The 12,744-nt window shown below is 72.2% G+C and carries 12 protein-coding genes and 1 riboswitch; of the genes, 8 read left to right on the top strand and 4 right to left on the bottom strand.

The genetic code is table 11. From position 1 onward, the window contains the following. Positions 1-746 (top strand): M15 family metallopeptidase (locus tag E1165_RS24280; RefSeq protein WP_132394062.1); only part of this gene is annotated, 746 nt, incomplete at its 5' end. A gap of 35 nt (positions 747-781) precedes the next feature. Here E1165_RS24280 and E1165_RS24275 read toward each other — a convergent pair. After that, positions 782-1,576 carry an alpha/beta hydrolase family protein gene (locus tag E1165_RS24275; protein ID WP_132394061.1) on the bottom strand — a complete coding sequence of 265 codons (795 nt, stop codon included), beginning with the start codon at positions 1,574-1,576 and terminating at the stop codon, positions 782-784. 489 nt (positions 1,577-2,065) lie between these two features. Here E1165_RS24275 and E1165_RS24270 point away from each other — a divergent pair, with 489 nt between their 5' ends. The 3 genes from E1165_RS24270 (at position 2,066) to E1165_RS24260 (ending at position 5,716) form a co-directional block, all read left to right on the top strand. Further along, positions 2,066-3,265 carry an RtcB family protein gene (locus E1165_RS24270; RefSeq protein ID WP_132394060.1) on the top strand — a complete coding sequence of 400 codons (1,200 nt, stop codon included), beginning with the start codon at positions 2,066-2,068 and terminating at the stop codon, positions 3,263-3,265. 180 nt (positions 3,266-3,445) lie between these two features. Next, complete coding sequence (locus tag E1165_RS24265; RefSeq protein ID WP_132394059.1) at positions 3,446-5,185, top strand: M28 family peptidase; 1,740 nt, start codon at positions 3,446-3,448, stop codon at positions 5,183-5,185. A 117-nt stretch (positions 5,186-5,302) separates the two neighbouring features. Continuing rightward, complete coding sequence (locus E1165_RS24260) at positions 5,303-5,716, top strand: type II toxin-antitoxin system Phd/YefM family antitoxin (protein ID WP_132394058.1); 414 nt, start codon at positions 5,303-5,305, stop codon at positions 5,714-5,716. 7 nt (positions 5,717-5,723) lie between these two features. On the opposite strand, the gene E1165_RS24255 is transcribed toward E1165_RS24260, so the two are convergent. From E1165_RS24255 to smpB, 3 genes are all read right to left on the bottom strand, one after another. Continuing rightward, positions 5,724-6,686: a sensor histidine kinase gene (locus tag E1165_RS24255; RefSeq protein ID WP_132394057.1), complete on the bottom strand. Its 963-nt coding sequence runs from the start codon at positions 6,684-6,686 to the stop codon at positions 5,724-5,726. After that, positions 6,683-7,498, bottom strand: coding sequence for an MEDS domain-containing protein (locus E1165_RS24250; protein WP_165945314.1), 816 nt, complete (start codon positions 7,496-7,498; stop codon positions 6,683-6,685). The genes E1165_RS24255 and E1165_RS24250 overlap by 4 nt, the downstream gene beginning before the upstream one ends. Before the next feature lie 96 nt (positions 7,499-7,594). Continuing rightward, complete coding sequence (smpB, locus tag E1165_RS24245) at positions 7,595-8,077, bottom strand: SsrA-binding protein SmpB (protein WP_132394055.1); 483 nt, start codon at positions 8,075-8,077, stop codon at positions 7,595-7,597. Positions 8,078-8,169: 92 nt separating this feature from the next. On the opposite strand from smpB, the gene E1165_RS24240 reads away from it, so the two are divergent. The 4 genes from E1165_RS24240 to E1165_RS24225 all read left to right on the top strand — a co-directional run. Continuing rightward, positions 8,170-8,829 carry a class I SAM-dependent methyltransferase gene (locus E1165_RS24240; RefSeq protein ID WP_132394054.1) on the top strand — a complete coding sequence of 220 codons (660 nt, stop codon included), beginning with the start codon at positions 8,170-8,172 and terminating at the stop codon, positions 8,827-8,829. 85 nt (positions 8,830-8,914) lie between these two features. Then, positions 8,915-10,801 carry a molecular chaperone HtpG gene (gene htpG, locus E1165_RS24235; protein WP_132394053.1) on the top strand — a complete coding sequence of 629 codons (1,887 nt, stop codon included), beginning with the start codon at positions 8,915-8,917 and terminating at the stop codon, positions 10,799-10,801. A 248-nt stretch (positions 10,802-11,049) separates the two neighbouring features. After that, positions 11,050-11,219: riboswitch (cyclic di-AMP (ydaO/yuaA leader) on the top strand. Further along, positions 11,218-11,892, top strand: coding sequence for a transglycosylase family protein (locus E1165_RS24230; protein WP_132394052.1), 675 nt, complete (start codon positions 11,218-11,220; stop codon positions 11,890-11,892). Its footprint overlaps the riboswitch before it by 2 nt. Before the next feature lie 434 nt (positions 11,893-12,326). Beyond that, positions 12,327-12,744, top strand: a 418-nt coding sequence (locus E1165_RS24225) for a Na+/H+ antiporter NhaA (protein ID WP_207917025.1), incomplete at its 3' end; no start/stop codon positions are given.

Below are 12,744 nucleotides of genomic sequence, written 5' to 3'. Positions count from 1 at the left end.
CCCCCGGGCCCGGCCCGGTCACCCCGTCCACCGGCGGTTCGCCCGCCCCGGCCGACTTCGTGCTGCTGTCCGAGGTGGATCCGAGCATCACCACCGACATCCGGTACGCCACCGCGCACAACTTCCTCGGCCGGCCGGTCGACGGCTACCAGGAACCCGTCTGCCTGCTCACCCGCCCGGCCGCCGAGGCGCTGAGCCGGGCCCAGGCCGCCGCCCGCGGCTACGGGTACGGCCTGCGGGTGTACGACTGCTACCGGCCCCGGCGGGCCGTGGACGACTTCGTCCGCTGGGCGAAGGATCCCGCCGACCAGCGGATGAAGGCCGAGTTCTACCCCCGGGTGGCCAAGGATCGGCTCTTCGCCGACGGATACCTCGGGGCCCCCACGGCGCACAGCCGCGGCAGTACGGTCGACCTCACCCTGCAACCGTTGCCCGTGCCGTCCGGAACGAGCCAGGCGCCGGGGCAGCCACTGGTGGCCTGCACCGAGCGCGCCGACCGCCGGTTCGCCGACGGCAGCGTCGACATGGGCACCGGGTTCGACTGCTTCGACCCCCTCGCGCACACCGACGACCCACGGATCACCGGCGTCGCCCGCCGGAATCGCCAGCTGCTGAAACGGCTGATGACGCAGCAGGGATTCGTCAACTACGACCGGGAGTGGTGGCACTACCGCTACGCCGACGAGCCGTACCCGGACACCTACTTCGACTTCCCGGTGGCGGCGTCGTCGCTGCCGCCGCGATAGACGCCCGCGTCGGGCCGACTCCGGTCCGCCGTACCTCAGTGGACCTCGGCGCGGGGGCGGGTACGCAGTGGCAGCCAGGCCAACACGTCCTGGATCTTCGTGTCCCAGTACGCCCAGTCGTGGTCGCCGGGGGAGAAGTCGACGGTGACCGGCACACCCTGCTCCCGGGCCGCCTCGACGAACGCCAGATTGTCCTCGTGGAGGAAGTCCTCGGTGCCGCAGGCCACGTAGAGCGGCGGCGTGTCCGGCCCGGCGGCGCGGACCAGTGCCACCGTGTCGTCGTCGCGGCCGGCCACCGGCCGGTCGCCCCACACGGTGTGCCACACCTCGGCGTTCACCGGGCGGGTCGGGTGGTTCCGCCGGTGGGCGACGTTCAGGGCGCCGGAGAGACTGGCGGCGGCGGCGAACCGTTCGGGCCGGCGCAGCGCCCACTTGACCGCCCCGTAGCCGCCCATCGACAGGCCGGCGACGAAGGTGTCCTCGCGACGCTCGGAGAGCCGGAAGAACGACTGGCACACCTGGGGCAGCTCGTCGGCGAGGAACGTCCAGAACCGGTTGCCGTGTTCCTCGTCGGCGTAGAAGCTCCGCTCGGCGCGGGGCATCACGACGGCCAGCCCCAGGGGTGCCACGTACCGCTCGATCGAGGTCCGGCGGAGCCAGCCGGTCTCGTCGTCGGTGAGGCCGTGCAGCAGGTACAGCACGGGCGGGTCGTCGTCGGCCGCCCCGCCGGCCGGGCCGACCGGGGACGTGGTGGGCTGGGGCAGGATCACCTGCATCGAGGTGTCGAGGCCGAGCGCCTCGGAGAAGAAGTCGCAGCGGGCCAGTGCCATGGTCCGTAACCGTACCGCCCCGGCCCACGGCGCGGGACCGCCGCGAGGTGCCGGCCCGGGCCGGCCGGCGGCCATGGTGGTACGGCGATTCCTCGTTGCGTGCCCCGGGCGCGACGCCTACGGTCAACGGCACGTCACGCCGATAACCTCGGGAGTCGACCGTGCAGCAGCGAACCAGCACCTCCACGCGGCTCCTGCCGTCCGGTGGCGCCGCGCGGCCCGCCGACGAACGGGGCCGAGGCCGGGGTGGCCGGCGACCAGGGCGGCGACGCGGATAGCAGCACGCGTTGCCCGACCTGGCCGCCCACCCCACCGGGGACCGGGCGGCCTTCTCGTAACCGGCCCCGTCGGCGGCTTCCGATGTGCACGGGTGCGAACGCCCGTACGAGTCACGCACCAACCCCGCGCTGGCGCGCGGCACCCGCCATGGCGGACACGACGACCAGGGACACGACGACCAGGGACACGACGACGACCAGGGAGACGACGATGGCATTCACCCCGCTGCCGGGCACCAGGGCGCCGGTACGGGTCTGGACCGACCCGTACGACATCGAGCCGCAGGCCGCGCGGCAACTGCGCAACATCGGCGCGCTGCCCTGGGTCCAGGGCGTCGCCGTCATGCCCGACGTGCACTACGGCAAGGGCGCCACGGTCGGTTCGGTCATCGCCATGCGCCAGGCCGTCTCCCCGGCCGCCGTGGGCGTGGACATCGGCTGCGGGATGAGCGCGGTGCGTACCTCGCTCACCGCCGCCGACCTGCCCGACACCCTCTCCGCGCTGCGGTCGGCGATCGAGGCGGCCATCCCGGTCGGTTTCCAGCAGCGCGACGACGCCGTCGACCCGCGTCGGGTGCCGGGCCTGGAGCAGGCCGGCTGGGCGGAGTTCTGGCGGCGTTTCGGCGAGCTGGACCGCCGGGTGGCCCAGCTGGAGACCCGGGCCCGGCGGCAGATGGGTACCCTCGGCGGCGGCAACCACTTCATCGAGGTCTGCCTCGAGCAGGGCGGCCCGGATGTCGGGCAGGTCTGGCTGATGCTGCACTCCGGCTCCCGCAACATCGGCAAGGAGCTGGCCGAGCGGCACATCGGGGTGGCCCGGCGGCTGCCGCACAACGCCGACCTGCCCGACCGCGACCTGGCCGTCTTCCTCGCCGGCACGCCGGAGATGGCCGCGTACCGCCGGGACCTGTGGTGGGCGCAGGAGTACGCCCGGCGCAACCGTGCGGTCATGCTGGCCCTGCTCTGCGGGGTGGTGCGGGAGCACCTCCCGCAGGTCAGCTACGGCGAGCCGATCTCGTGCCACCACAACTACGTGGCGGAGGAGAGCTACGACGGGGTGGACGTGCTGGTGACCCGCAAGGGGGCGATCCGCGCCGGGCGAGGGGACCTGGGCATCATCCCGGGATCGATGGGCACCGGCTCGTACATCGTGCGGGGCAGGGGCAACCCGGACGCGTACTGCTCCGCGTCGCACGGCGCGGGGCGGCGGATGTCCCGTGCGCAGGCGAAGCGGACGTACGGCGTCGAGGACCTGCGGCGACAGACCGAGGGGGTGGAGTGCCGCAAGGACGCCGGGGTGGTCGACGAGATCCCCGGCGCGTACAAGGACATCACCCGGGTGATGGCCCAGCAGGACGACCTGGTCGAGGTGGTGGCGCACCTCAAGCAGGTGGTCTGCGTGAAGGGTTGAGCCGGCGGCGCCCTTCCCTCAACGGCCGGGACGTGTGACGCCGTCCGACCGATTGACCGGTCGATTGATACATGCCAGTGTTTCAGTCCCCGGCGTGACCGCCGCGACCTCACCCCCGGGTTGCGGGCGTCCGGCACCCCGACCGGGACGGTCACGCCCTGCCGCCCATGAGGAGCCCGCATGAGACTGAGAACGCCGACGACCGGACTCGCCGTCGCCGTGCTCGCCGCGGTGACGATGACGCTGGCCGCGCCACCGGCCACGGCGATCCGGCCGACCGCCGCCGCCCCGGTGGCCGCGCTGGCGGCGCCGGACATCTCGGTGGCGAACGTCCAGGCCCACCTGACCCGGTTCCACACCATCGCCACCAGCAACGGCGGCAACCGGCGGGCGGGCTCCGCCGGCCACACCGCCTCGGTCGCCCACGTCAAGTCCGCGTTGCAGGCGGCCGGCTACACCGTCACCGAACAGACCTGCACGACCTGCGTGTACCGCTCGAACAACCTCATCGCCGAGTGGCCGCAGGGCCCCGCCGACCAGGTCGTCATGTTCGGCGCCCACCTCGACAGCGTCGCCGCCGGGCCCGGCGTCAACGACAACGGCTCCGGCTCGGCCGCGCTGCTGGAGAACGCGTTGGTGCTGGCCCAGCAGAAGCCGACCATGACAAAGCGGGTCCGGTTCGCCTGGTGGACCGACGAGGAGCAGGGCCTCAACGGCTCCGAGTTCTACGTCAACTCGCTCACCGCCACCCAGCGCGGCCACATCAAGGGCTACTACAACTTCGACATGGTCGCCTCCACCAACGGGGGCTACTTCATCAACCGGGTCACCTCCACCACCGCTGCGCCGCTGAAGGCGTACTGGGACTCGCTGGGGCTCCAACCGGAGGAGAACGTCGAGGGGCAGGGCCGCTCGGACGACTATCCCTTCCAGCAGGCCGGCATCCCCACCTCCGGGTACGCCACCGGTGCCAGCGCCCGCAAGACCAGCGCCCAGGCCACCAAGTGGGGCGGCACCGCCAACGCCTCCTACGACCCCTGCTACCACCGCTCCTGCGACACGACCAGCAACATCAGCGCCACCCACCTCGACCGTAGCGCCGACGGGGTCGCGTACGCCATCTGGCAGCTCGCGGTCGGCTCCGGCACCCCGACCGACGACTTCTCCGTCACGGTGAGCCCGACCTCCGGCACCGTCGCCCGCGGCGCGTCCACCACCGCCACCATCCGCACCACCACCACCGGTGGCGCAGCCCAGACCGTGGCCCTGGCGGCCTCCGGCGTACCCGCCGGGGTCACCGTGTCGTTCAGCCCCGCGTCGGTGACCTCCGGCGGCTCCGCCACGATGACCGTGACCGCCTCGTCGACGGCCACCATCGGCGCCTTCACCGTGACGGTCACCGGCACCGGCTCGGTGAGCCGGACGGCCACCTACGGCCTCACCGTCACCGGCGCCGGCGGAAGCTGCACCGGCGGTCAGGTGGTCGGCAACAGCAGCTTCGAGTCCGGCACCGCGCCGTGGACCGCCACCTCCGCCGTGATCACCAACTCGACCCGTCAGCCCGCGCGGACCGGGTCGTACAAGGCGTGGTTGGGCGGGGACGGCAGCACCCGCACCGAGACCCTGTCGCAGTCGTTGACCGTCCCGGTCGGCTGCGCGACGTACACCCTCGCCTTCCACCTGCACATCGACACGGCCGAGACGACCACCAGCACCGCGTACGACAGGTTGACCGTGCAGCTCGGCACCACGACCCTGGCGACCTACTCCAACCTCAACGCCGTCAGCGGCTACCTGCTGCGCTCGTTCGACGTGGCGTCGTACGCCGGCCAGACCGTCACCCTGAGGTTCACCGGCACCGAGGACGCGTCCCTGCAGACCAGCTTCGTCATCGACGACGTGACCCTGCAGGCGAGCTGATCCGGCCGGGGCGGGATGGGCGCCGCCCACCCCGCCCCGGCATCGCCTCGACCTGCGTCATCGACCGCGCGGACCCTGATGGTGGTAAATGTCGTACCCGGGCCGCAACATGGAGTCATGGCTGCCCCCGCGCTGACCCACCACAGTGGTCGTCCCCGATCCATGCCGCTGCGCGAGCTGCGCACCCGGCTGACCCAGGTGATCGCCATGGCCGAGCTGACGGACACGGTCACCCTGGTCACCCGGGACGGCGATCCCCGCCCGCTCGCCGCCGTCGTGCCGGCCGCGGCGGCGCGCTCCGCCGCCCAGGCCCGCGCCGACGACGAGCGGCTCGCCGCCGTCACCGCGGGCTGGGCCCGCCGCCTCGAGGAGAGCCACCGGCAGGGCGCCCGCCGGCACGCCGCAGAGCTGCGCGCGGTCCTCGACGCCCTCGCCGAGGTGTGGGCGGAACTGGACCGTCGTGTCCCGCCCGGCACCGACGCCGCCGTCGACCGGTTGCGTGCCGCCCACCGGGACCTGTCGCGCGGCTGACCCGCCGTCAGCCGGCGGCGTTCCGGCCGCCGGTGATGAGGCGCACCGTGAAACCGTCCGGGCCACGCTGCATCGCCACGTGGTCGCAGGACTGGTAGGTGATCCAGAGTCCCAGACCGCCGGAGGTGGCGCCCCGCGCCGGCAGCAACCCGGCGTACGGGTCGGTTGGTCCCGAGCCGCCGTCGACGACGGTCACCACCACCCGCCCGTCGCCGGCCCAGAGCCGGAACCGCACCGGCGGCCGACCGTGCCGCAGCGCGTTGGTCACCGTCTCGCTCACCGCCACGGACAGGTCGTCCACCTCGTCGGCGCTCAGCTGCTCCGGTGCCACGGCGTGCACCGCCGCCCGCGCCCCCGCCGGAGTCGGGTCCACCAGCTCGACCAGCGGCGTGCCATGTTGCAGCGGGTCGGGCGCGACCGGGCGCGGCTCCCGCAGATAGAGCTCGGGCGCGGTGTAGACCTCGTTGGGCACGTGCCGGCCGTCCGCCGTCGCGGTCCGTGGATGCGTACGGGACACGTCGTCCAGGATCTCCGGCGGGGTGCTGCGGGTGTTGTACACGCACATGCTCCACAGCGGAAACTCGTCGTAGGCGTGGTTGATCGCCGCCTCGTACCGCCCCCACCAGTCCCAGAATCGGCCGAACGCGACCGGAGGCAGCTCGCCGACGATTCGGATCTGCGTCGCCCCGGCGGCGACCTGGTCGGCCAGCAACTGCCGGTAGGAACGGATCGCCGCGGAGGGCCGGGCGTAGACATCGCCGCCGTCGAGGAAGGTCACACCGCAACGAGGCGGCAGGGCCGAACGCAGCAGGGCGGTGTGGCGTTCGCCGAAGGACACCATCGACGGCTCGCCCGCCGCGACCCCGTCGAGCAGGAAGGGCAGCACGACGGCGAGCAGCTCATCCGATGAGTCGTAGAGGACGGCCTCGTGGAAGTAGCCGGAATGTCCCGCGGCGGCCCCGGTCCTCATCCGGTCACCTCCACCCGCACCCGTGACAGCCCCAGCAGAGCGACGAGTCGGGACGCGGGGGCCAGTGACGTGCGCAGCACCACCTGGCGGTGGTGGCTCGCCGCGTGCCGGTGCAGGTGCAGCAGGCTGCGGTAGTCGATGAAGCGCAGCCCCTCGGCGTGGATCACCAGGTCGCCGGGGTCGTGGTCGGCGCGTCGCAGCGCGGTGGCGAACACGCCGTGGTTGGACGCGTCGAGCTCGCCGTCGAGGACCAGGCCACCGTCACCGGGGTAGAGGTGGAACAGGCTGGTTCCCGGGTCGGACGTGGGGTGCAGGCACGCCAACTCCTCGATCGTCTCCTCGTCGAGCCGGGTACGGTCGTAGCCGCACACGGCGGACATCGGCCGGGTACGCAGGTACCGGTCGACCAGGTGCTCGTAGCGGGCGAAGCCCTCCCGCCGCACGGGGTCGATGACCAGGGGGGTGCCGTCCGCGGCGACCCGCCAGCCGGTGTGACCGTCGGCGAGCGCCGCCTCGAGCATGGCGGTGTAGGAGGTCAGTTGGGCCTCGACGTCCAGGCCGTCCGAGCCGTACATGTCGTCGACGGAGCACACCTCGGCCACGCCGGTGCGCAGGGCGTCGCGCAGTCGGGGGACGTCGCGCCACCGTTCGACCACCACCGGCACCGACTCGGGGGTGACATAGCGGACGCGGTCACCGGCGGCCAGACCGGCGAGCAGGAACTCCCGCGCCCGCGCCTCGAAGAGGGCCGGGTCGTCGTACGCCCAGCAGGTGTGACCGGAACGCCCCGGCAGCAGCGCTGCGCTGGTCACGCCGGCCGCCTCATGGTCGCAGTCTATGCCGATCCGGCCGGATCCGTTTGTCGGCCCGGCCTGCCTGTGGATTCCCCCGGCCGGTCGCCGCGGCCGTCAGGCGGGGCGGCGGCCCTTGAGGCGGCGGCCCAACTCGCGGGCGATCTCCCGGTTGGCGTCCCGTTCGGCAAGCGCCTGCCGCTTGTCGTACGACCGGTTGCCGCGCGCCAGGGCCAGCTCGACCTTGGCCCAGCCGTTGCTGAAGTACATCGACAACGGCACCAGGGTCACCCCGCCGTCGCGCAGCCGCTCCAGGATCCGGGCGATCTCCACCCGGTGCAGCAACAGCTTGCGGGTCCGCCGCGGCTGGTGGTTGGTCCAGGTGCCGAAGCCGTACTCGGCGATGTGCAGGCCGTAGAGCATGATCTCGCCGTCGCGTTCCTGGGCGAACGCGTCGACCAGCGACACCCGGCCCTCGCGCAGCGACTTCACCTCGGTGCCGGCCAGCACGATCCCCGCCTCGTAGGTCTTGAGGACGGTGTAGTCGTGCCGCGCCTTCTTGTTGGAGGCGATGAGCGCCCGCCCGGTCTCCCTGGCCACAACGACCTCCCGAACTGCCTCCGACCACGGTGCCTCGACGCACCCTATCCGCCGGCCCTTCCGGACGGCAGGCACCGGTAGGGTCGGCGACCGTGACCGAGCCCGATTTCCTCACCCACACCCGCGCCTCGTACGACACCATGGCGGTGCGGTACACCGAGTTCACCCGCGACGAACTGGCCGCCCGGCCGCTGGAGCGAGCGATGCTCGCCGCCTTCGCGGAGCTGGTCGGCGAAGGTGGGGGCGGGCCGGTCCTCGACGTCGGCTGCGGCAACGGCCGCGTCGCCCGGCACCTGCGTGACCTCGGCCTCGACGTCGAGGGCGTCGACCTGTCGCCCGGCATGATCGCCGAGGCCCGCCGGCTCCACCCGGACCTGCGCTTCACCGTCGGGTCGATGCTCGCGCTGGACCTGTCCGACGCCGCGCTCAGCGGGCTGCTCGCCTGGTACTCGATCATCCACGTGCCCGACGATCTGCTGCCCGCCGTCTTCACCGAGTTCCACCGCGTCCTCGCCCCCGGCGGGCACCTGCTACTCGGCTTCCAGGTCGGCGACGAGCACGTGCACCGTACCGATGCCTGGGGTGACCCGGTCGACGTGGTCTTCCACCGGCGCCGCCCGGACGACGTGGCACGGCTGCTGGCGCGGGCCGGGCTGACCGTGCACGCCCGGCTGCACCGCGAGCCGCAACCGTGGCCCGGCGGCGTCGAGCCCACCGCGCAGGCCGTCCTGTTGGCCCGACGGACGGGGTGACGACCGGGCGTCACCGGACGGCCACCCGGCTCGTATCCTTTGCGCGGATCCCGGGGCGGGACCGCGACCGGATGAGGAGGTTGGTGTGAGCAGCCGGACCGAGACGTTGGAGTTTCAGGCCGAGACGCGTCAGCTGTTGCAGTTGATGGTGCACTCCATCTACTCGCACAAGGACGTCTTCCTGCGCGAGCTGGTCTCCAACGCCTCCGACGCGCTGGACAAGCTACGGCTGGAGTCGATGATCGACAAGGACCTCGACGTCGACACCTCGGACCTGCGCATCGAGATCGCCACCGACGAGCAGGCCCGGACGTTGACCGTACGGGACAACGGCATCGGCATGTCCCGCGATGACGTCGTGTCGCTGATCGGCACCATCGCCCGCTCCGGCACCGCGGAGCTGCTGCGCAGGCTCAAGGAGTCGAAGGAGGCCGGCAACCAGGACCTGATCGGGCAGTTCGGGGTCGGCTTCTACGCCACCTTCATGGTCGCCGAGAAGGTCACCCTGCTCACCCGCCGCGCCGGCCAGGCCGAGGGCACCCGCTGGGAGTCCACCGGCGAGGGCACGTACGTGGTCGAGACCGTCGACGACGCCCCGCAGGGCACCTCGGTGACCGTGCACCTGAAGCCGGTCGACAGCGAGGACAACCTGCACGACTACACCGACCACGGCCGGATCCGGGAGATCGTCAAGCGGTACTCCGACTTCATCGCCTGGCCCATCCGGCTGGTCACCGCCGACGCCGAACCGGTCACCCTCAACTCGATGAAGGCGCTGTGGGCCCGCCCCCGCGACGAGGTCGCCGAGGAGGAGTACCGGGACTTCTACCGGCACGTCAGTCACGACTGGACCGACCCGCTGGAGACCATCCACATGCGCGGCGAGGGCGTCTTCGAGTACGAGGCGTTGCTGTTCATCCCCTCGCACGCCCCGTTCGACCTCTACCGGGCCGACGGGCGCCGCGGCGTCCAGCTCTACGTCAAGCGCGTCTTCGTGATGGACGACTGCGCCGCGCTCATCCCGGACTACCTGCGTTTCGTCAAGGGTGTCGTCGACGCGCACGACCTGTCGCTCAACATCTCCCGGGAGATCCTCCAGCAGGACCGGCAGATCCAGATCGTGCGCCGTCGGCTGGTCCGCAAGGTGCTCGCCACCCTCAAGGAGATGCGCACCGCGGACGCCGAGCGTTACCGGACCTTCTGGTCGCAGTTCGGTCGGGTGCTCAAGGAGGGCCTGCTGGAGGATCCGGACAACACCGAGGCGATCCTCGACCTGCTCTGCGTGGAGTCCACCCACGACGCCACCGAGCCCACCACCCTGCACGACTACGTGACGCGGATGCGGGAGGGCCAGACCGAGATCTTCTACGCCACCGGCGAGAACCGGGCGACCCTGGAGAACTCCCCGCACCTGGAGGCGTTCCGCGCCAAGGGCTACGAGGTGCTGCTGCTCACCGACCCGGTCGACGAGGTCTGGGTGGACCGGGTCGGCCAGTTCGACGGCCGGTCGCTGCGCTCGGTCGCCAAGGGGCAGGTCGACCTGGACACCGAGCAGGAGCGCAAGGAGGCCGAGACCGAACGCGAACAGCAGGCCAAGGAGTACGCCGACCTGCTCGCCTTCCTCCGCGACACGCTCTCCGACACGGTCCGGGAGGTCCGCCTCTCCGCCCGCCTGACCACCTCGCCGGCCTGCCTCGTCGGCGACGCGCACGACCTCACCCCGACCCTGGAGAAGATGTACCGCGCGATGGGCCAGGAGGTGCCGAAGGTCCGGCGGATCCTGGAGCTGAACCCGACGCATCCGCTGGTCACCGGGCTGCGCGCGGCCCACCAGCGGGACGCCGCCGATCCGGCCCTGGCCGAGACCGCCGAGCTGCTGTACGGGATGGCACTGCTCGCCGAGGGGGGCGACCTGGCCGACCCGGCCCGCTTCGCCCGGGTGCTCGCCGACCGGCTGACCCGCACCCTCTGACGCCGGACGCCGGACGCCGGCCCGGGACGGACCCCGTCCCGGGCCTGGCTGGCTCCTGCGCACCCGGCCAGTGTGGGCGGTGACCGGTCGAGGTGGGACGGCCGCCGACGGGGCATTGTGCACGGCGGCCCGGACTTCGCAAGCCGAGGCCTGGACCGCTCGCCTGACCGGGTGAAGAAGCTCTCAAGAGGTGGGCAGTCCGCCGAAACGGTTCCTAACGTCGATGGGGTCCGCGACCGCGGGCACCGTGGCCGGTTACGCCTAATCCATGCCGCCGGTCCCGGATCCAGTCACTTGGCATGGAGCGGGGGACCCACGTTCCTCGGTGCACGTCACCTCGGGGTGAAGCCGCCACGTGCGGCCGGGCTCCTCGGCCCGAACCCGACAGCTCACCTCGTCGGCGTGGAGGATCACAGATGGCAACTGAATACGTCGCCCGTCATCGACGGGTCAGCTCGCGTCGCCTCGCCGTCGGCACTCTCGCCGTCGGCGCGGTCACCGGGGTCGCCGCCGTGCTGGCACCGGCCTCACCGGCGAGCGCCGCCAGCGTCAACTGGGATGCGATCGCCCAGTGCGAGTCCGGTGGCAACTGGCACATCAACACCGGCAACGGCTACTACGGTGGCCTGCAGTTCTCCCAGAGCACCTGGTCCGGCTACGGCGGCAAGAAGTACGCCGCCCGCGCCGACCTGGCCAGCCGGGGCGAGCAGATCGCGATCGCCGAGAAGGTGCTCAAGGGCCAGGGCATCGGCGCCTGGCCGACCTGCGGCAAGAAGGGCGGCTCCACCAAGAGCTACGCCGCGAAGAAGGAGAAGTCGTCGCAGTCGGAGCAGCGCTCGCAGTCCCGACGCCAGGCCACGTCCACCACCGAGCGGTCGTCGCGGGATGACCACCGCAGCACCCGCAACCAGCCGCGCAGCGCCCCGGCGACCAGCGGTGACAGCTACGTGGTGCGGCCGGGAGACACCCTGTCCGAGATCGCCGAGGCCCGCGAGGTCTCCGGCGGCTGGAAGGCGCTGTACGAGCGCAACCGGAGTGTCGTCGGTGCCGACCCGGGTCTGATCTTCCCGGGTCAGAAGCTCAGCGTCTGACACCGTGTCGGACCGGCGACCTCCCACCGTTCTCGCCGGCGCCATGCTCAGCGCCCTCGCTGAAGGCTCCTACGACGCGGGGTGTTCCACGTCTGGTACACCGAGGTCCGCCGCCGGGTCAGGGAACGACATCGCCGGTGACGGCCTGGCGGGCGCTGGTGCGCACCGTCGCGGCGGCTGCGTTCGGGTGTGATCGCCGCGGCGCTGAACGGCAGGCCCCGCGCCGCTGGCACTGCCCACGGTCAACGCTTTTGACCGGAGGGGCCATGCCCGGTGGATGGCGCGGCGGGCGGCCGCGGTGCCAGGTCACCCGCCGACCCGGGGACGGGCGCACCGGGCGAGCCGCGGCGTGACCGGATAGGGTTGACCCAGGTGTGCCGGGAAGCCTGGTCGGCGATGGATGACACACGTCCCCTGCCCGACGAGGAGTTCACGTGACCGACGCCACCCGGCGCGGCCCCCGCCTGTTCGCCCGCCGATCCTGGAGCGAGACCCGTCGCGTCTCCGCCATCCTGCGTAAGGAGACCGTGGGTGGGGCGCTCCTGCTCGTCGGTGCGCTGCTGGCCCTGATCTGGTCGAACTCGCCCTGGTCCGAGGCGTACGAGTCGCTGCGGAACCTCCGCCTCGGGCCCGCCTCGCTGCACCTGGACCTGAGCCTCGCCACCTGGGCCGCCGACGGCCTGCTGGCGATCTTCTTCTTCGTCGCGGGGCTGGAGCTCAAGCGCGAGTTCGTCGCCGGTGACCTGCGGGACCCTCGCCGGGCGGCGGTGCCGGTGGCCGCAGCCGCCGGTGGGGTGGTCGCGCCGGCCCTGATCTACCTGGCGATCGCCGGTGGGGCGGGCGCCGGGGCGG

Origin of the sequence: Micromonospora sp. KC723 (genome assembly GCF_004348595.1) — a bacterium.
In the GTDB taxonomy this organism is placed as follows: Bacteria; Actinomycetota; Actinomycetes; order Mycobacteriales; family Micromonosporaceae; genus Micromonospora.
Note: the sequence above shows the minus strand (reverse complement) of the source record. Positions and strands in the feature narration are given on the sequence as shown.

Bases quoted from the DNA above. Each gene is read 5' to 3' on its own strand.
- E1165_RS24270 (WP_132394060.1), top strand. From the start codon at position 2,066: ATGGCATTCACCCCGCTGCCGGGCACCAGGGCGCCGGTACGGGTCTGG.
- E1165_RS24275 (WP_132394061.1), bottom strand. From the start codon at position 1,576: ATGGCACTGGCCCGCTGCGACTTCTTCTCCGAGGCGCTCGGCCTCGAC.
- E1165_RS24260 (WP_132394058.1), top strand. From the start codon at position 5,303: ATGGCTGCCCCCGCGCTGACCCACCACAGTGGTCGTCCCCGATCCATG.
- E1165_RS24265 (WP_132394059.1), top strand. From the start codon at position 3,446: ATGAGACTGAGAACGCCGACGACCGGACTCGCCGTCGCCGTGCTCGCC.
- E1165_RS24230 (WP_132394052.1), top strand. From the start codon at position 11,218: ATGGCAACTGAATACGTCGCCCGTCATCGACGGGTCAGCTCGCGTCGC.
- E1165_RS24255 (WP_132394057.1), bottom strand. From the start codon at position 6,686: ATGAGGACCGGGGCCGCCGCGGGACATTCCGGCTACTTCCACGAGGCC.